The organism is Citrobacter sp. VF227, from assembly GCF_052950715.1.
This window is the reverse complement of record NZ_JBRFVF010000002.1, coordinates 1,004,645-1,023,581: the sequence shown is the minus strand read 5'-3', so window position 1 is coordinate 1,023,581 and position 18,937 is coordinate 1,004,645. Positions and strand designations below refer to the sequence as shown.

General features: G+C 51.7%; 17 protein-coding genes, 2 tRNA genes, 1 rRNA gene and 1 pseudogene. 12 read left to right on the top strand and 9 right to left on the bottom strand.

Features of this window, described 5'->3' with window-relative positions:
* Window positions 1-150 precede the first annotated feature (150 nt).
* The 3 genes and pseudogenes from rrf to ACU8YC_RS12325 all read left to right on the top strand — a co-directional run bounded on the left by rrf (window position 151) and on the right by ACU8YC_RS12325 (window position 1,003).
* Window positions 151-266, top strand: a 5S ribosomal RNA gene (rrf, locus tag ACU8YC_RS12335).
* A gap of 55 nt (window positions 267-321) precedes the next feature.
* Window positions 322-398, top strand: a tRNA-Asp gene (locus tag ACU8YC_RS12330).
* Window positions 399-562: 164 nt separating this feature from the next.
* Window positions 563-1,003: pseudogene (locus ACU8YC_RS12325) on the top strand (aldo/keto reductase).
* 21 nt (window positions 1,004-1,024) lie between these two features.
* On the opposite strand, the gene yafC reads toward ACU8YC_RS12325, so the two are convergent.
* The gene (yafC, locus tag ACU8YC_RS12320; protein ID WP_151224173.1) at window positions 1,025-1,939 is read right to left on the bottom strand and encodes a DNA-binding transcriptional regulator YafC; all 915 of its coding nucleotides are present in this window, start codon (window positions 1,937-1,939) and stop codon (window positions 1,025-1,027) included.
* A gap of 104 nt (window positions 1,940-2,043) precedes the next feature.
* Here yafC and ACU8YC_RS12315 point away from each other — a divergent pair, with 104 nt between their 5' ends.
* The 3 genes from ACU8YC_RS12315 (at window position 2,044) to ACU8YC_RS12305 (ending at window position 4,998) form a co-directional block, all read left to right on the top strand.
* A complete protein-coding gene (locus ACU8YC_RS12315; protein WP_286543243.1) occupies window positions 2,044-3,219 on the top strand; it encodes an MFS transporter in 1,176 nt (391 codons plus the stop codon).
* Window positions 3,220-3,350: 131 nt separating this feature from the next.
* The gene (locus ACU8YC_RS12310; protein WP_151218483.1) at window positions 3,351-4,151 is read left to right on the top strand and encodes an endonuclease/exonuclease/phosphatase family protein; all 801 of its coding nucleotides are present in this window, start codon (window positions 3,351-3,353) and stop codon (window positions 4,149-4,151) included.
* Between the two features lie 76 nt (window positions 4,152-4,227).
* On the top strand, window positions 4,228-4,998 hold the full coding sequence (locus tag ACU8YC_RS12305; RefSeq protein WP_446895375.1) for a class I SAM-dependent methyltransferase: 771 nt from the start codon (window positions 4,228-4,230) through the stop codon (window positions 4,996-4,998).
* A 49-nt stretch (window positions 4,999-5,047) separates the two neighbouring features.
* On the opposite strand, the gene mltD is transcribed toward ACU8YC_RS12305, so the two are convergent.
* Together mltD and gloB are read right to left on the bottom strand one after the other, a co-directional pair.
* The gene (gene mltD, locus ACU8YC_RS12300; protein ID WP_187252998.1) at window positions 5,048-6,406 is read right to left on the bottom strand and encodes a murein transglycosylase D; all 1,359 of its coding nucleotides are present in this window, start codon (window positions 6,404-6,406) and stop codon (window positions 5,048-5,050) included.
* A gap of 71 nt (window positions 6,407-6,477) precedes the next feature.
* Window positions 6,478-7,233, bottom strand: a complete 756-nt coding sequence (gloB, locus tag ACU8YC_RS12295) for a hydroxyacylglutathione hydrolase (RefSeq protein WP_286543238.1) — start codon at window positions 7,231-7,233, stop codon at window positions 6,478-6,480.
* 33 nt (window positions 7,234-7,266) lie between these two features.
* Here gloB and ACU8YC_RS12290 point away from each other — a divergent pair, with 33 nt between their 5' ends.
* A complete protein-coding gene (locus ACU8YC_RS12290) occupies window positions 7,267-7,989 on the top strand; it encodes a class I SAM-dependent methyltransferase (protein ID WP_151224177.1) in 723 nt (240 codons plus the stop codon).
* Here the strand turns inward: ACU8YC_RS12290 and rnhA are convergent.
* Window positions 7,986-8,453, bottom strand: coding sequence for a ribonuclease HI (rnhA, locus tag ACU8YC_RS12285; protein WP_151224178.1), 468 nt, complete (start codon window positions 8,451-8,453; stop codon window positions 7,986-7,988). The genes ACU8YC_RS12290 and rnhA overlap by 4 nt on opposite strands.
* Window positions 8,454-8,517: 64 nt before the next feature.
* On the opposite strand from rnhA, the gene dnaQ reads away from it, so the two are divergent.
* The gene (dnaQ, locus tag ACU8YC_RS12280) at window positions 8,518-9,246 is read left to right on the top strand and encodes a DNA polymerase III subunit epsilon (RefSeq protein WP_187252996.1); all 729 of its coding nucleotides are present in this window, start codon (window positions 8,518-8,520) and stop codon (window positions 9,244-9,246) included.
* 134 nt (window positions 9,247-9,380) lie between these two features.
* A tRNA-Asp gene (locus tag ACU8YC_RS12275) sits at window positions 9,381-9,457 on the top strand.
* A 97-nt stretch (window positions 9,458-9,554) separates the two neighbouring features.
* Here ACU8YC_RS12275 and ACU8YC_RS12270 read toward each other — a convergent pair.
* The 3 genes from ACU8YC_RS12270 to fadE form a co-directional block, all read right to left on the bottom strand.
* Complete coding sequence (locus tag ACU8YC_RS12270; RefSeq protein ID WP_151218488.1) at window positions 9,555-9,965, bottom strand: Spy/CpxP family protein refolding chaperone; 411 nt, start codon at window positions 9,963-9,965, stop codon at window positions 9,555-9,557.
* Window positions 9,966-10,144: 179 nt separating this feature from the next.
* Window positions 10,145-10,912, bottom strand: coding sequence for an amidohydrolase (locus ACU8YC_RS12265; protein ID WP_446895374.1), 768 nt, complete (start codon window positions 10,910-10,912; stop codon window positions 10,145-10,147).
* A 110-nt stretch (window positions 10,913-11,022) separates the two neighbouring features.
* Complete coding sequence (gene fadE / locus ACU8YC_RS12260; protein ID WP_151224179.1) at window positions 11,023-13,467, bottom strand: acyl-CoA dehydrogenase FadE; 2,445 nt, start codon at window positions 13,465-13,467, stop codon at window positions 11,023-11,025.
* Between the two features lie 239 nt (window positions 13,468-13,706).
* Here fadE and lpcA point away from each other — a divergent pair, with 239 nt between their 5' ends.
* Window positions 13,707-14,285, top strand: a complete 579-nt coding sequence (gene lpcA / locus ACU8YC_RS12255; RefSeq protein ID WP_016151815.1) for a D-sedoheptulose 7-phosphate isomerase — start codon at window positions 13,707-13,709, stop codon at window positions 14,283-14,285.
* A gap of 45 nt (window positions 14,286-14,330) precedes the next feature.
* Window positions 14,331-15,098: a class II glutamine amidotransferase gene (locus ACU8YC_RS12250; RefSeq protein ID WP_038637544.1), complete on the top strand. Its 768-nt coding sequence runs from the start codon at window positions 14,331-14,333 to the stop codon at window positions 15,096-15,098.
* Here the strand turns inward: ACU8YC_RS12250 and dpaA are convergent.
* A complete protein-coding gene (gene dpaA, locus ACU8YC_RS12245; protein ID WP_003843847.1) occupies window positions 15,069-15,809 on the bottom strand; it encodes a peptidoglycan meso-diaminopimelic acid protein amidase in 741 nt (246 codons plus the stop codon). The genes ACU8YC_RS12250 and dpaA overlap by 30 nt on opposite strands.
* A gap of 397 nt (window positions 15,810-16,206) precedes the next feature.
* Here dpaA and dinB point away from each other — a divergent pair, with 397 nt between their 5' ends.
* A complete protein-coding gene (gene dinB, locus ACU8YC_RS12240; RefSeq protein ID WP_151218490.1) occupies window positions 16,207-17,262 on the top strand; it encodes a DNA polymerase IV in 1,056 nt (351 codons plus the stop codon).
* Window positions 17,263-17,313: 51 nt separating this feature from the next.
* Here dinB and pepD read toward each other — a convergent pair whose 3' ends face one another.
* On the bottom strand, window positions 17,314-18,771 hold the full coding sequence (pepD, locus tag ACU8YC_RS12235; protein ID WP_151218491.1) for a cytosol nonspecific dipeptidase: 1,458 nt from the start codon (window positions 18,769-18,771) through the stop codon (window positions 17,314-17,316).
* Window positions 18,772-18,937: the final 166 nt, after the last annotated feature.

The window sequence follows — 18,937 nt, the reverse complement described above, 5'->3', positions numbered from 1 at the left end:
GTAAGTGTAGCGATACATTGAGCTAACCGATACTAATGAACCGTGAGGCTTAACCTTACAACGCCGAAGATGTTTTGGCGAAGAGACAGATTTTCAGCCTGATACAGATGACATCGACAGACTAAAAAGTGTGTTGATAAACAGAATTTGCCTGGCGGCTGTAGCGCGGTGGTCCCACCTGATCCCATGCCGAACTCAGAAGTGAAACGCCGTAGCGCCGATGGTAGTGTGGGGTCTCCCCATGCGAGAGTAGGGAACTGCCAGGCATCAAATTGCAGTAAACCGGGATGAATAATCCGGGTAGTGACAAAGAAATTCGGTGGAGCGGTAGTTCAGTTGGTTAGAATACCTGCCTGTCACGCAGGGGGTCGCGGGTTCGAGTCCCGTCCGTTCCGCCACTTATTAAGAGCCCTGAGCATTAGCTCAGGGCTTTTTCTTTTCCTGCAATTTAATTATTGCTACATCTGCAAAAATCCTCTGCATTTATCACTCTTTTTCTATAAAGAGCTGAAGGCCATAATCTTTTTAATTAACGAACATAGTGATTATAAAGAGGAATTCTATGGCTATCCCTGCATTCGGTTTGGGCACTTTCCGCCTGAAAGATGACGTGGTTATCGCTTCTGTTAAAACGGCGCTTGAGCTGGGCTACCGTGCTGTCGACACTGCGCAAATCTATGATAATGAAGCGGCTGTGGGGTAGGTGATTGCCGAAAGCGGCGTACCGCGTAACGAGTTGTACCTCACCACCAAGATCTGGATTGAAAATCTTAGCAAAGACAAACTAATCCCAAGCCTGAAAGAAAGCCTGAAGAAACTGCGTACAGATTATGTTGATCTGACGCTGATCCACTGGCCATCTCCGGGCGATGCAGTATCCGTTAAGGAGTTCATGCTGGCGCTGGGTCTGCATCTGGATGGCGAAGATAAAAAAGCGATCGTAGCACTGGACTGCAACGATCGTCTTGTCAGCCCGGAAGGACTGGCTCCTGCCTGGGATTAATTGCTCGATCCTTTGTACTCTTTAACCCTCTTTCACAGCTCCTTCGGGAGCTGTTTTTATATATTCACTTAAAAAGTCTATAAATGCCCGAATGCGTGTACTGACCGCACGATCGCTGTAATAAACGGCGCTGAAAGGCATTTTGACCGGCAGACGTTTATCGGCCAGCAGTTCCACCAGTTCTCCCCGCGCAATCTCTTTATCAATCATATAATCTGAAAGACATGCGATGCCGTTACCGCTCAGACAAAGCTGTTTTAACGTTTCCCCGCTGTTGGAAGAAATCCCGCACTCAACCTCATGGAGCTGTCCATCGCTACAGGCAATCGGCCAGGTATTGAGTGAAACGGGTTCGGAAAACCCCAGACACAGATGCTGTTTTAGCTGTTCGATGGTCTCGGGCTTGCCAAAACGGGCAATATAGTCAGGGGACGCGATAATCTTGCGATAGCTGCTAAATAACGGGCGCGCACGCAGGCTCGAGTCAGTCAGGGTACCTGCTCGTATCGCGACATCCACTTTTCTTTCAATAAGATTGATGAACGTTTCTGAGGAGACAAGAGACAACGTCATCTCAGGATATCGCTCACGGAACGGTTTGATTAGCGGCATCAGGAAATGCAGCATCACCGGCGTTGCCGCATCGATACGCAGCAGACCGCGCGGAGTATTACGCGACTCCATGATTTCCGTTTCTGCGGCTGCCATCTCTTGCAGTATCTGCTGCACACGTCTGAAGTAACGCTCTCCTTCTTCAGTGAGACTTAGCTGCCGGGTCGTGCGATTAAGCAAACTTACGCCCAGTTTCATCTCCAGTTTTTTTACTGCCCGACTGATCGCAGAATTAGCCTGTCCGAGCTGTTCTGCTGCCCGGCTGAAACTGCCGCTTTCCACAACGGCCACAAAAATCGCAAGTTCATCGGATGTCGCTTTCATTTTTGCACCTGGAGCAAAATTATATTTAGATTTTGAATATTTTTGTCATTAAAACATCCCGGCATACTGCGTGTCATCTGATTACTGATGTTATGGAGTTATTTATGCCTCTCGCTTTATTTGCACTCACAATTAGTGCCTTCGCTATTGGGACGACTGAGTTTGTGATTGTTGGCCTGGTACCGACTATCGCGCAACAGCTGGGGATCTCGTTACCTTCCGCCGGACTGCTGGTTTCAATTTACGCGCTGGGTGTGGCGATTGGCGCACCGGTGCTAACCGCTCTCACCGGACGTCTGCCGCGTAAACAGTTACTTGTAGCGCTGATGGTCCTGTTTACGGCAGGGAATTTGCTGGCATGGCAAGCTCCCGGGTATATGACACTCATTGTCGCCCGTTTGCTGACGGGACTAGCTCACGGTGTATTTTTCTCGATTGGCTCTACTATCGCGACCAGTCTGGTGCCAAAAGAGAAAGCGGCTTCCTCCATTGCCATTATGTTTGGCGGCTTAACGGTGGCGCTGGTAACGGGTGTGCCGCTGGGTACGTTTATCGGTCAGCACTTTGGCTGGCGTGAGACTTTCCTTGCAGTATCAATGTTAGGCGTGATTGCGCTGATCAGCAGTCAACTGCTGATCCCCGCCAACATTCCCGGTCGTGCAGCCGCCAGCATTCGCGACCAGGTGAAAGTGCTGACTCATCCCCGTCTGTTGCTGATTTACGCTGTTACGGCACTGGGCTACGGCGGCGTGTTCACAGCATTTACCTTCATGGCACCGATGATGCAGGATCTGGCGGGATTCTCTCCGGCAGCAGTAAGCTGGATCTTACTGGGTTACGGCGTATCAGTGGCTATCGGCAATATCTGGGGCGGTAAGCTGGCGGATAAGCATGGTGCGGTTCCTGCGTTGAAATTCATTTTCGCCGCGCTGTTTGTTCTGCTGATGGTTTTCCAACTGACGGCTTCCACGCAATACGCCGCGCTGGTTACCATTCTGGTGATGGGGATCTTTGCCTTTGGCAACGTACCAGGGTTGCAGGTCTACGTGGTACAGAAAGCGGAACAATTTACGCCTAATGCTGTTGATGTGGCGTCAGGGTTGAATATTGCGGCGTTTAACATTGGCATTGCACTGGGTTCAGTGATTGGTGGACAAACGGTCGAGCATTATGGTCTGGCGCAGACGCCGTGGATTGGCGCACTTATTGTCCTGGTTGCTTTCCTGCTAATGTGGCTCAGCGGTCGTCTTGATAAGCCCGCGCGCGTTGTTTTGGGGTAAATCATTGATGTAAGCGCCCACTTACAAAACAAACTGCAATTGTTCGTTGAAAGTGACTGCTAAAATCCCTATAACAGAAGAACCAGTCCGGCTGCGGACTGGTTGACGTTACAGAGGTTTGAAAGTCTAAAGTGCGAAAAAACACCTATGCCATGCGTTATGTTGCCGGACAACCCGCCGAGCGGATTTTACCGCCAGGGTCGTTTGCGCATATTGGCCAGGCATTACCCGCAGGCGTACCGTTGAGCAGTGAAGATCGCATTCGCGTGCTGGTATGGAATATTTTTAAACAGCAGCGAGCTGAATGGCAGTCGGTGTTGAAGAATTTTGGCAAAGACGCGCATCTGGTGTTATTGCAGGAAGCGCAAACCACGCCAGAACTGGTGCAGTTTGCGACCGCTAATTATCTTGCGGCCGATCAGGTTCCGGCCTTTGTGCTGCCTCAGCATCCCTCTGGCGTTATGACGCTTTCCTCCGCTCACCCAGTATACTGTTGCCCATTGCGCGAGCGTGAGCCTATTTTACGGCTGGCGAAATCGGCGCTGGTGACGGTGTACCCGTTGCCTGACACTCGGTTGTTAATGGTGGTGAATATCCACGCGGTTAACTTTAGCCTTGGCGTTGATGTCTATAGTAAGCAATTACTTCCCATTGGCGATCAGATTGCTCATCACAGCGGCCCGGTGATCATGGCTGGCGATTTTAATGCCTGGAGCCGTCGACGGATGAATGCGCTGTACCGCTTTGCGCGTGAAATGTCGCTGCGCCAGGTGCGCTTTACCGACGATCAGCGTCGCCGCGCGTTTGGTCGTCCTCTCGATTTTGTGTTCTATCGCGGTCTGAACGTGAGTGAAGCCTCAGTGCTGGTTACCCGCGCATCCGACCATAACCCGCTACTCGTTGAATTCAGTCCCGGCAAACCTGAACAATAACGGTGTGTCAGGTCTGCCGTAGGGCAGGCCTGTGATGGTTGCCCTTCATTTTTCACAACAACCGAAGGACAACACAATGACAACACGCTCTCATCATGACAACGTCGAAAAGCAGTTTGGCTCTCAGGCAAATGCCTATTTAACCAGTGCGGTGCATGCCTCTGGTCGTGACTTGCAACGTCTGGCAGAAAGGCTGTCGGCATTTCCGCTGGCCCGCGTACTGGATATGGGATGCGGAGCGGGGCACGCCAGCTTTGTGGCTGCGCAACACGTAAAGCAGGTCGTGGCTTATGATTTATCGTCACAGATGCTTGAAGTGGTCTCTGAAGCGGCAAAAGACAGAGGTCTGGAAAATATCGTCACACAGCAGGGGTATGCTGAAAGCCTGCCATTTGAAGATGACGTATTTGATGTAGTGATTAGCCGCTATTCCGCGCATCACTGGCATGATGTCGGGAGTGCGCTGCGGGAAGTGAATCGCGTTCTGAAGTCCGGCGGTGTGCTGATTGTGATGGATGTGATGTCGCCAGGCCATCCTGTACGTGATATCTGGTTGCAAACCGTGGAGGCGTTACGTGATACCGCGCACGTCCGCAACTACTCCAGCGGAGAGTGGCTGTCATTAATCAATAACGCCAATCTGATTGCCGATACCTTGTTAACCGATCGTCTGCCGCTGGAGTTCAGTTCGTGGGTGGCGCGGATGCGCACGCCTGCAGCGTTGAGTGACGCGATTCGTGTTTACCAACAGAGTGCTTCTGCCGAAGTGAAAACCTATTTTGCGTTGCAGGAAGATGGCTCGTTTACCAGCGACACGATCATGGTTGAGGCGCATAAAGCGGGATAAATAAAAAAGGCACTGGGGGGAAGCCAGTGCCTTTATTTCTACAATACTATCAGGAGTCCGGCATGCCGTTGTTTTTCACAAACAACGTTAGCTGATCGCCAGGCTGCAGATTGTCCGTATCGTTGTTCCAGCGCATCACATCCTTGATGTTAACCCCGTGACGCTTGGCAATGCTCGACAGTGAGTCGCCTTTACGCACACGATAGGTGATGCTATCGCTGTTATTAGCTAACCGTTGTGCGCTGGTACCCGCACCTACCGTCAGACTTTGGCCCACTTTCAGCGACGACCCACGCAGATTATTCCACTGCTGCAGATCCTTCGTGCTCACGCCAAGACGTGCAGCGACGCCGGAAAGCGTATCGCCAGAGCGAACTTTGTAGCTACGGCTGTTCAGCGGCGTGTTATCCGCAACCAGCGTTGACTGTACGGCCGCAATCTCGCCTGAAGCCAGAGACTCACGCAGCTTCTCTGCATGCTTCTTTGGCACCATCACATATTGCGGGCCGCTTGCACCCAACGTGGAGCCTTTCACGCCAGCATTGAAGGTCTTCAACTTGCTGACGGAGATACCCGCCATATCGGCAACCTGAGCCATTTCAACCGGGCTACTCAAGCGAACACGTGCCAACGCGCGGCTTTCGTCTGTTGTTGGCAGACGCACGCCATAGCGTTTGCTGTTTTTGAGTATATCGCTCAATGCCAGCATTTTAGGCACATACAGCTTTGTTTCCTGAGGCAATGGCAACGACCAAAAGTCAGTGGGTTTACCACGGGCTTTGTTCGTTTTAATCGCCTTCATGACACGTCCTTCACCGCTATTATAAGCAGCTACGGTCAGCAGCCAGTCGCCATCAAACATCTTGTTCAGACGCTGCATCATGTCCAGTGCGGCGGTGGTGGAAGCCACAACGTCGCGACGTGCATCATAATTGCGGGTCTGTTTTAAACCATAATTGCGCCCCGTGCTCGGAATGATCTGCCAAATACCTGCGGCATTGGCGCCAGACGTTGCGTGAGGATCAAAAGCGCTCTCCACTATGGGTAGTAGTACCAGTTCCATTGGCATGTTACGTTTCTTAACCTGCCCGGCTATCCAGTACATATACGGCTCTGCCCGTAAAGTTACATCGTGGAGATAGCTCTTATTGCGTAAATACTTCTGTTTCTGTTCGCGAATCCGGCTGTTTTCCGGAATTCCCATCTTTAGCTCGTCACCAATGAAAGCCCACAAATCTTGATCAGCAGCGATAGACGTTCCGTCGTCCATCCATCGCGCCTGACTTGTAAACTTTCCTGCTTCCCCTTGACCAGCTGCAGAAAGGCTCTGTGCGTGTTGTTGGACGTTACCAGTATTCTGGCACCCAACAAGCAGGACAGAGGCGAGTAATATCGCTTTTGCCTTCATGTGTGTGTCAATAGTTGCTTAAAAGACGACCGATCATAACGGCGAAGTTTTCAAAAGGCAACCCGGAATTGTCAGAACGTATCTTTCTTTGACCTTAACCAGGCAAAACGCTCTTCAGGTTGTTGCAATATTGTTTCTTTGTTTATTTCATTAATTAAATCAATATCTTCCGTTCTTAAGAAAAGATTATTTCGTCGCTCATTTTTCAGAATTACGGGTAGTGTCATTTGTTTTTTTACCCGTAACTCATTAACTTTACGATAATATTCATTAATAAACGAATCGTGAGGCAGAATGCTTAAGGCAAACTTCATGTTTGCTAATGTGTATTCATGTGCGCAACAAATTAACGTATCGTCAGGAAGTGAGTTTATTTTTTTAAGTGATTGATACATTTGAGATGCCGTTCCTTCGAACAGACGTCCGCAGCCGCCGGAAAAGAGCGTGTCGCCGCAAAATAAATAAGGGTGACTAAAGTAACAGATATGTCCTAAAGTGTGACCCGGCGTAGCAATTACCGTAAATTCATGCCCCAAAACCAGTGCATTATCGCCATCTTCAACTACGTGCGTCGTTCCCTTATCTTGCGTTTCAGCCGGTCCATACACCACTATTTGTGGGAAGTGTTGTAAAAGTTCTTTCACGCCGCCCACGTGATCCTGATGATGGTGGGTCAGCAGAATGGCATCAGGAACCCAGTTATGTTCTGCAATAGCTTTCAAAACGGGAGCTGCTTCGCCCGGGTCCACAATCAGACAATGCTTGTCATTATTCGACAGGACCCAGATGTAATTGTCCTGAAATGCAGGAATACTGTTAAGATTCATAGATTACCTCTCAATGCGTAACGGAAGGTTGTGATGAAACCGGCAAGGATCCCTCAAACTGTCGTAGCGCCCGTTAGCTGGAATGATTTGCCATGGGGCGAATACTATCGTGAGGCGCTGGAGTATCAGCTTAACCCGTGGTTCGCAAAAATGTACGGTTTTCATCTGCTTAAGATTGGTAATTTAAGCGCAGAAATCGATTCCGAAGCGTGCGCGGTTTCTCATCAGGTTAATGTTTCTTTGCAAGGGTCTCCCATGCAGGTGACGGCCGATCCTTTGCATCTACCTTTTGCCGATAAGTCTGTGGATGTCTGTTTATTGGCCCATACGCTACCGTGGTGTTCCGATCCCCATCGCTTATTGCGTGAGGCCGATCGCGTGCTTATTGATGACGGCTGGTTGATTCTGAGCGGTTTTAACCCGGTAAGCCTGATGGGATTGCGTAAACTGGTGCCCGTATTGCGTAAAACATCACCCTACAACAGCCGGATGTTTACGCTCATGCGGCAATTGGACTGGCTTTCATTGCTGAATTTTGAAGTGCTGCACTACAGCCGTTTTCACGTCCTGCCCTGGAATAAGAAGGGCGGAAAAATGTTAAGCGCCCATATTCCCGCGCTGGGATGTTTGCAACTGGTGGTTGCGCGTAAGCGAACCATTCCGCTCACGCTCAACCCGATGAAACAAAATAAAAGCAAAACGCCTATCCGCCAGGCCGTCGGCGCGACCCGGCAATACCGCAAACCCGACGCTTAAGCCTCAGCCTGATACCCAATATCATCCTGAGTTGGACGCATGGCTGCGGTGCGCGCAAGCTCATCGCAGCGTTCGTTTTCCGGATGACCCGCATGGCCTTTCACCCACTCCCATTTGATTTGATGCGGCCCCAGCGCGGTATCCAGACGTTTCCATAGATCGACGTTCTTCACCGGCTTTTTATCTGCGGTTTTCCAGCCGCGCTTCTTCCAGTTGTGGATCCACTGCGTAATGCCCTGACGCACATACTGGCTGTCTGTGCTGAGTATCACTTCACACTGTTCTTTCAGGGCTTCCAGCGCAACGATTGCCGCCATTAGCTCCATGCGATTATTGGTGGTGAGGTTGTAGCCTTCGCTAAAGGTTTTTTCGCGCCCGCGATAGCGTAAAATCGCTCCGTAACCACCTGGCCCCGGATTTCCCAGGCAAGAACCGTCGGTGAAAATTTCTACCTGTTTAAGCATCTCTGGTAGACTTCCTGTTTTAGCAAATCGAAATCAAACGATAAGTCTGACATAAATGACCGTTATGAGCACTGGAATTACACGACAGGTAGTCCTCGATACCGAAACCACCGGTATGAACCAGATTGGTGCCCACTACGAAGGCCACAAGATCATTGAGATCGGTGCGGTTGAAGTGGTGAACCGCCGCCTGACCGGGAATAACTTCCACGTTTACCTGAAGCCGGATCGGCTGGTGGACCCGGAAGCATTTGGCGTGCATGGCATCGCTGACGAGTTCCTGCTCGATAAACCTACGTTTGCCGATGTGGCCGATGAGTTTCTCGACTACATTCGCGGCGCGGAGCTGGTCATCCATAACGCATCGTTTGATATTGGCTTTATGGATTACGAATTCGCTAAGCTCAAGCGGGATATTCCGAAGACCAACGAATTCTGCAAAATAACCGATAGCCTGGCGCTGGCGAGGAAAATGTTTCCTGGCAAGCGCAACAGCCTTGATGCATTGTGCTCACGCTATGAAATAGACAACAGTAAACGTACCTTGCACGGCGCATTGCTCGATGCTCAGATTCTGGCCGACGTTTATCTGATGATGACCGGTGGGCAGACAACGATGGCGTTCTCAATGGAAGGTGACAGCCAGCAGCAGAATGACACGGGGATCCAGCGCATTGTGCGACAGTCCAGCAAACTACGCGTTGTTTTCGCCACTGATGAAGAGTTAGCGGCCCATGAGTCGCGCCTTGACCTGGTGCAGAAGAAAGGCGGAAGTTGCCTCTGGCGGGCATAGTTTGTACGTTTTTCGTATGGAAATGACCATTCGGGTGATTTTTGCAGCAAACGATTAAAAATCGTGAGAAAAAGCGTTGACGAGGCGCGAGGCAATCCGTAATATTCGCTTCGTTCCCAAGCGGAACACAACGCGGAGTGGTAGTTCAGTTGGTTAGAATACCTGCCTGTCACGCAGGGGGTCGCGGGTTCGAGTCCCGTCCATTCCGCCAATATTCAGAAAGCCTGAGTCAGAAATGATTCAGGCTTTCGTCGTTTTAACCCAGAAAAATAAAAGCCTGCAACCATGTGTTATTGCAGGCTTCGTTGTTACTCGCTCAGCGTCTGCGCGATATCTTTTTGTACCTGCTGGCGCTGTGCTGGAGTCAGCACTTTGTTCAGATCAAAATAGTATTTCACGCGGTAATAACGCGCTTGCTGTTCGATATTGCTGAACGCGGAAAGCTGTTTTTTGACGGCCGCTTCATCCCATTTCCCGGACTTGATGACGTCAATCAACGCGCCGTCTTTCACATCCTTCACCGAAATCTGCCCGACATTGGTTTCAAGCTGCTGGTGCAGTTTTTTAATCTGCGCAACCTGGTCAGTGCTCAGCTTAAGATGCTGTACTATCGGATCCTGGGCAGGAGCCGGAACATTAGATGTGGTTGCTGCAAACGTGCTAAAAGACGCGCCAGCCACGGTAACTGCCAGCAAAGTCATGCGTACGGAGTTCTTCATTATTGCAATCCTGAGAAGGGAATTATCGACAATATTTGCCACTTGTCGGTTACGAGTAATTATCCCTGGCAGGATACGTTGCCAGAAGCGTGTCGCCACGCGAATTTGTTTTGCGGTTGGTTACGGAGTGAAACAATCCCGCCACGGAAAATGTTCCGCAGCGGGAGGGTTGGCGATATTTATAGTGTGAACGGGTCGGCATCCTGCCAGGCGGGAAACTTTTCGCGATACTCACGCAGCGCCGAGAGAGACAGTTCAGCGTCAATACGCGCGGCCTGATGCGGTTCGGCGGTGGCAATAATCTCACCCTGCGGATTAATCACCCGGCTGTCGCCGCGATAATGATGTCCGTTACCGTCAGTGCCCACGCGGTTACATCCTGCTACATAAGCCTGGTTCTCAATCGCCCGGGCGGTGAGCAAAACCTGCCAGTGCAGCGAACGCGGCGCCGGCCAGTTGGCAACATACAATGCCAGGTCGTAGTCGCCGCGGTTGCGTGACCACACCGGAAAACGCAGGTCATAACAGACCAACGGCAGAATACGCCAGCCGCGCCATTCAATAATCACCCGCGCGTCACCGGCCTGATAATACTGATGCTCATCCGCCATACGGAACAGATGGCGTTTGTCATAAAAATGGACATCACCTTCGGGGTCGACCAATAAAAAGCGGTTAACCGGGCCGTGTTCAGACTGGAGAGCGGCGCTACCCGCTATCAGGGCATTCGTCTGTTGCGCCTTAGCGCGCATCCAGCTTACGACCTCTTCCTGTGCCAGCGATTTGCCTGCCGCTTCCATGGCAAATCCGCTGGTAAACATCTCGGGCAACACAATGACATCACGTCCGTTGACGGTTTCCAGTTGGCGGTCGAAATGGTGCAGGTTGGCTGGGCCATCCATCCAGCTCAGTGGTTGTTGCAGCAGCGTAATTTTCAAACCAGGCACGATCGAGGCTCCTCGTTGAATAACATTTTGACACTGTAGCATGAGCTCTTACGAAAATGTGGCAATAAAAAGCCCCGCATTAAGCGGGGCTAAACGTTGTGCGTGTGTCGTTATGCGGCTTCGACTTTACGCACCTTCTCTGGCAGCTTTACCGGCTGAGTCGCCAGCTCCTCGGGTTCAAAGTCATCCACGTTGATGCTGCGCAGACGACTCGCCTCGGCTTTCACCAGAATTGCAGCTTCGTCTTTATCAATCAGTCCTTTAGCCAACGCATTGTGCGCCAGTTCATCCAGACGGGTAAACGGCAGGTTTTTACCCAATTCTTTGCAGATCCGCTGGTGGATAGGGTCGGCTGCAATCACATCCAGCAGAGCCTCTTCCAGCAAACCAACCGGGTTATGCTCGCTCGGCGTCAGGTATTGACCGCGACCAAGGCGAGAACGGGTGGCGCTCGGAACCTGCAAAATCTTCGCAACCTTATGATCCAGCTTGTCAGACGGTGCATGGTAGTGGCGACCGGTAGGGAAGATGACCACACTCAGCAGGCCTGCGACCAGACGGTTCGGGAAGTTTTTCAGCAGATCGTCCATCGCCTGTTCCGCTTTGTACAACGCATCCTGAACGCCCCAGTGAACCAACGGCAGGTCGGCTTCATTACGGCCTTCATCGTCATAACGCTTCAGCACCGCAGAGGCCAGATACAGCTGACTTAACACATCACCCAGACGCGCGGAGATGCGTTCGCGGCGCTTCAGGCTGCCACCCAGTACGGCCATGGACACATCTGAAAGCAGTGCCAGGTTGGCGCTAAGACGGTTCAGATGCTGATAGTAACGTTTGGTTGCATCGCCAGTTGGCGTGCTGCTGGTTAAACCACGCGTCAGGCCAAGCCAGAAGCTACGCACTTTGTTACTGCCGACGTGACCAATGTGTTTGAACAGCAGTTTGTCGAAGGCATTCACATCGTTACTCTGTGCCGCCGCCATTTCTTCCAAAACGTACGGATGGCAGCGAATCGCACCCTGACCGAAGATCATCATGCTACGGGTCAGAATGTTGGCGCCCTCAACGGTAATGGCGATCGGCGCGCCCTGATAAGCACGAGCGAGGAAGTTGCTTTCCCCAAGCATAATGCCTTTACCGCCAGTAATATCCATTGCATCGATGATTGATTGCTGCCCACGGTGGGTACAGTGATACTTCACGATGGCCGACAGCACAGCCGGTTTTTCACCCAGCATAATGCCGTAGGTAATCAGCGATGCCGCAGCATCCATCACGTAGGCGTTACCCGCAATACGTGCCAACGGTTCTTCAATACCTTCCATCTTACCGATAGAGATTTTGAACTGGCGACGAATGTGCGCATACGCACCGGTTGCCATCGCGACCGACTTCACGCCGCCCGTCGAGTTAGACGGCAGGGTAATACCGCGTCCTACGGACAGACATTCCACCAGCATACGCCAGCCCTGACCGGCCATTTTTGGGCCACCGATGATGTAATCAATCGGTACGAAGACATCTTTACCCAGCGTTGGGCCGTTCTGGAAAGGTACGTTCAGTGGGAAGTGACGACGTCCAATTTGTACACCCGGCGTTGAGGTTGGGATCAGCGCACAGGTAATGCCAAGATCTTCTTCGCCACCCAGCAGTTTTTCCGGGTCGGAGAGTTTAAATGCCAGACCCAGCACGGTAGCGATAGGCGCTAGCGTGATATACCGTTTGTTCCAGGTCAGGCGCATACCCAGCACCTGCTGCCCCTGCCAGTCACCCATACAAACCACGCCGGTATCCGGGATCGCGCCTGCGTCGGAACCCGCTTCCGGGCTGGTAAGGGCGAAGCATGGGATTTCCTGACCACGTGCCAGACGCGGCAGGTAATGATTCTTCTGCTCTTCGGTGCCGTAATGCTGCAGCAGTTCGCCAGGGCCTAATGAGTTAGGTACGCCAACGGTGATCGCCAGGATCCCGGAAACGCCGGAGAGTTTTTGCAGAACGCGAGCCTGAGCGTAGGCGGAGAATTCCAGCCCGCCGTACTCTTTCTTAATGATCATTGCGAAGAAGCGATGTTCTTTTAGATATGCCCACAGCTCCGGCGGTAGATCCGCGAGTTCGTGGGTGATCTGGAAGTCGTTCGCCATGCGGCAGGCCTCTTCCACCGGGCCATCAAGAAACGCTTGTTCTTCAGCAGTCAGATGTGGCTGAGGATAGTTATGCAGTTTTTTCCAGTCTGGCTTGCCCTGGAAAAGGTCGCCTTCCCACCAGGTCGTACCGGCATCAATCGCTTCTTTCTCAGTGCGCGACATCGGTGGCATGACTTTGCGGAAACCGCGGAACACCGGCGCAGAGATCATGGATTTGCGCATAGGCGTAAAGTTAAACGGTACGAGGATAATGGCCAGAGGAACCAGCAGCCAGACTGACCACAGGCCAGCTACGCCAAGCGCAGCCGTCCAGGCGAGCAAAATTAAGCTGCTGAGGAATAAGCTCACGCGGTGATAAAACAGAACGCTGAGCAGGACAACCGTAGCGATAATACTCAAAATCATCATAACGAAAAGCTCCCTTGCTTGTAGGAGGTCTGACCACTTGTGATGATATGGTTGTAGTGGATGTGAATTCTTTTAGCAATATGTTTACAAAATAATTACAACAAAGCTCACATTGTTGTCGTTTTAACCGGCACAAAAAATCAAAAGCCGCCGCCATTCCTGTGGCTTGGACTTCTCGCTGGTAGCGCTATCCGGTACACTGCATCTTGTCATTTACATTCATGCTGAAGGATATCCTCATGTACCAGGATCTTATTCGTAACGAACTGAGCGAAGCGGCGGAAACGCTGGCTAATTTTCTTAAAGATGACGCCAATATTCACGCCATTCAGCGCGCGGCGGTCCTGTTGGCAGACAGCTTCAAAGCGGGCGGTAAGGTACTTTCTTGCGGTAACGGCGGCTCCCATTGTGACGCGATGCACTTCGCCGAAGAGCTGACCGGACGCTATCGCGAAAACCGCCCTGGCTACCCGGCGATCGCTATCTCTGACGTTAGCCATATCTCCTGCGTCAGCAACGATTTCGGTTACGATTATGTGTTCTCCCGTTATGTGGAAGCTGTGGGTCGCGAGGGCGATGTCCTGTTAGGCATCTCCACTTCGGGTAACTCCGGTAACGTGATTAAAGCGATTGCTGCGGCGCGTGAGAAGGGAATGAAAGTCATCACCCTGACCGGCAAAGATGGCGGTAAAATGGCAGGCAGCGCGGATATCGAAATTCGCGTGCCGCACTTTGGCTACGCTGACCGCATTCAGGAAATTCATATCAAAGTTATTCATATCCTGATCCAGTTGATCGAAAAAGAGATGGTTAAATAAGACTTCGCTGGGGGCTCGTCGCCCCCGCTGTTGTGGAGGTGATATATGTGCGAACTGCTCGGGATGAGCGCCAATGTGCCAACCGATATCTGCTTTAGCTTCACCGGGTTGGTTCAGCGCGGCGGAGGTACCGGTCCGCACAAAGACGGCTGGGGGATTACTTTTTATGAAGGTAAGGGCTGCCGTACGTTTAAAGATCCGCAACCCAGCTTTAATTCGCCTATCGCCAAACTGGTACAAGACTATCCCATCAAATCCTGTTCTGTGATTGCCCATATTCGTCAGGCGAACCGTGGCGAAGTAGCACTGGAAAATACCCATCCATTTACGCGAGAGCTGTGGGGACGTAACTGGACGTACGCTCATAACGGCCAGCTCAGCGGCTATAAATCGTTGGAAACCGGTAATTTCCGTCCGGTCGGGGAAACCGACAGCGAAAAAGCATTTTGCTGGCTACTGCATAAGCTGACTGAGCGCTATCCACGCACGCCTGGCAATATGACGGCAGTATTTAAGTATATCGCGGTGCTGGCAGGAGAACTGCGAGAGAAGGGGGTCTTCAACATGCTGCTGTCTGACGGGCGTTATGTGATGGCCTTCTGTTCGACTAACCTGTTTTGGATCACCCGGCGTGCGCCATTTGGTGTAGCGACGTTGCTGGATCAGGATGTGGAAATCGATTTTAGCTCAGAGACCACACCCAATGATGTGGTCACCGTGATTGCCACGCAGCCGTTAACCGGCAATGAAACCTGGCAAAAGATTATGCCAGGCGAGTGGGCATTATTTTGTCTCGGGGAGCGCGTAGTTTGATGCCAGCTGCGGCTGGACCACTTCGTGACTCAACGGCTTGCTGATAACGTAACGGCCATCTACGACGGAAACTGTTGGTGGCTTACGCGTTTGTTCGAAGTAATCGTATCCCGGTTTTAGCTGTGACCAGAACTCTTTGTAATACGAGAATTTATGGCGCTGCATGTTGGCGTCGGTCATACGGAACGGATAAATGCTGACCTGCACGCTGGACTGCCCAAACACCAGCGCACCGGTGACAAACTGGAAAATCTCATCAATGCCGTTATCGGTCATCGCGTAGCAGCCGACGGAAACGCAGGCACCGTGAATCATCAGGTATTTACCTTCATAACCGTGTGCGCGGTCGTAGGCGTTAGGGAAACCAATGTTAATCGCTTTGTAAAAGCGGCTATCCGGTTTCAGCTGTCCGCGCTGTACGCTGTAAAATCCTTCCGGACTTTTGAAATCACCCTGACGCTGTTTCGGCCCTAAGCCGCCGGAATAATTGCAGATCTTATAACTGTCGAGCAATTGATACTGTTCGCCCATCTTGACGTACAGATCCAACGTTCGCTCTTCTTTAAAGATCTGGATATAGACAGGGGAGCCCATTAATTGCTGCTTATATTCTTTGCTGACAGGCGTAGTCGGGCTGCTGCTGCTCAGCAAACCGGCAAACGAAACGCACGGCAATAAAAGCATCGCAAGAAAAAATGCGATTTTACGCATACTACTTATTCCTTGATAAAACGATTACACACGCCAGGACGGCAAAAAGAGTCCCCAAATCGGATAAATCTGGATCTGGAGCGCTCACATTATCACCCAGAGAGTTTTTCGCAAGTCTCTCGTGCTGCGTTTACACTTTAGATTTTCTTTATACGGAAAATTGTGCTTAAAGTCTGTCAGGCGTGGCGTATTTTGTGGGTTAGCGAATTTTATGGTACACCGAACCTCATGAGTTAAATGAGACGCTGCGCGAGCGTGTGTACGCGACGGACAATTTGTGCGTTATCTGTGTGATGCGCGCTTTGTGATGAATGGACACGCACTGACGTTGCAGAGGAACTGACTTCTCATGTCGCAAAAATACTGTATACTTAAACAGTGTTGTGAGAGGTGAGTCATGCGCAAAATCATACATGTCGATATGGACTGCTTTTTCGCGGCGGTGGAAATGCGTGATAATCCCGCCCTGCGTGACATTCCCATTGCCATTGGCGGCAGTCGTGAACGCCGCGGGGTTATCAGCACAGCCAATTATCCGGCGCGTAAATTTGGCGTGCGCAGCGCAATGCCAACCGGAATGGCGTTAAAGCTGTGCCCGCATCTTACCCTGTTACCCGGTCGTTATGAGGCATACAAAGAAGCGTCATGCCAGATTCAGGCGATCTTCTCCCGCTATACCTCGCTGATTGAACCGCTTTCGCTGGATGAAGCCTATCTGGATGTCACCGACAGCGTTTACTGCCACGGCTCCGCGACGCTGATCGCCCAGGAGATCCGCCAGACGATCTTCAATGAACTACAGCTAACCGCCTCTGCGGGGATTGCGCCGGTTAAATTCCTGGCAAAAATCGCCTCCGATCTTAATAAACCCAACGGGCAATATGTGATAACCCCTGCTGATGTCCCTGAATTTCTCAAAACGTTACCGCTGGGGAAAATTCCTGGCGTCGGTAAAGTCTCCGCCGCTAAGCTGGAGTCGATGGGATTGCGTACCTGCGAAGATATTCAAAAATACGATCTGGCTACGCTGCTCAAACGTTTTGGTAAGTTTGGCCGCGTGTTGTGGGAGCGCAGTCAGGGAATTGACGAGCGGGACGTCAACAGCGACAGGCTGCGCAAATCCGTCGGCGTCGAGCGGACACTGGCGGAAGATATTCATCAGTGGTCAGAGTGTGAAGCGATTATTGAGCGGCTCTATCCCGAACTGGAACGGCGTCTGGCAAAGGTTAAGCCGGATCTCCTGATCGCCCGCCAGGGAATAAAACTCAAGTTTAATGATTTTCAGCAGACCACTCAGGAGCATGTCTGGCCGCGCTTAAATAAAGACGACTTAATTGCGACGGCACACAAAACCTGGGAAGCACGTCGGGGAGGGCGAGGTGTGAGGCTGGTGGGGTTACACGTCACGCTGCTGGATCCACAAATAGAAAGGCAGCTGTTATTGGGGTTGTGACATACATGTATTGCCGGATAAGCACAGCGCCATCCGGCATTTAACGCAGATTTACTTCGCCGGAATAGACTTCAGCAGTTCAGTCAGCAGCGTCCAGTAGTGGCCGACGCTTTCGATATGAACCTGCTCATCCGGGGAGTGCGGACCGGTGATGGTTGGCCCGATGGAAACCATGTCCATTTCCGGATACGGTTTTTTGAACAGGCCACATTCCAGACCAGCATGGATGATCTGAATGTTCGGCGTTTTATTGAACAGACGCTGATAGGTTTCACGAACCAGGTGCATAACCGGAGAGTTTGCATCCGGCTGCCAGCCTGGATACGCGCCTTTGGCTTCAGTTTTGGCGCCAGCCAGTTTACCCAGTGAATCCAGCATGCTCACCACGTAGTCTTTACCGCTGTCGATCAGCGAACGTACCAGGCAGTGGATCTGGACATTATCGTCAGTCATGGTTACCACACCGACGTTCAGGGAGGTTTCTACCACGCCTTTGGCGACGTCGGAGTTGCGGATCACACCGTTAGGGGTGGCGTTCAGCAGACGTACAAAGCTGTCGCGAGACTGCGCGGTTAGCGCGGCTTTGTCGTTAGTAACGGCATCCAGCAGCAGAGCCAGATTTTTCTCTTTAGCTTCCAGCTCGTTTTTCAGGATTTCCTGGTAGGTGCTGACCAGCGCTTTTAACGCATCAACTTTATCTGCAGCCACGGCGAGGGTAGCGAAGGCTTCACGCGGAATCGCATTGCGCAGCGTACCGCCGTTGAAATCAACCAGACGCAGATCCAACTCTTCAGCGTGACCCGCCAGGAAGCGTACCAGCAGCTTGTTCGCGTTGCCGAGACCCACGTGGATTTCACCGCCGGAGTGGCCACCTTTCAGACCTTTTAACGTCAGCTTAAAGCTCTGGAAGCCAGCCGGGATTGCTTCACGGGACAGCGGCAGGTTAGAGGTAAAGTCGATCCCACCTGCGCAACCCATATAGATCTCACCTTCTTCTTCTGAGTCGGTGTTGATCAGGATATCCGCCTGCAGCCAGTTAGCCTGCAGACCAAATGCGCCATCCATACCTGCTTCTTCGGTCATGGTCAGCAGGACTTCCAGCGGACCGTGTACCACATTGTCATCAGCCAGAACGGCCAGCGCGGACGCCATACCGATACCGTTATCCGCACCCAGCGTGGTGCCACGGGCTTTTACCCATTCGCCATCAATATAAGGCTGGATAGGATCTTTGGTGAAGTCGTGCACGGTGTCGTTGTTTTTCTGCGGGACCATATCCAGGTGCGCCTGCAGAACGACCGGCTTGCGGTTTTCCATTCCTGCGGTAGCGGGTTTGCGAATCAGGATATTACCGACTTGATCGCGCTCGACGTGGAAACCTTTCTCTTGGGCCCAGCTCAGAATGTGTTCAGCGAGCTGCTCTTCATGGTAGGACGGATGAGGAATAGAACAGATTTTGGCAAAAATATCCCACAGCGGTTGCGGGGATAACTGAGACAGTTCAGACACGTTGAGTCTCCTTGGCGATGTCCTGCAAAACTTGCTTGCAGGCCACAGGGTTAGCAGAATTAAAAACACCACAAGTCAGGCTTGCGCGATGCGATTGAGAATACCACTTTCTCCGCCGACGGCTAGCATAAAGCATGCAAAAAGAGGCGCGGATTCCGCGAAACAC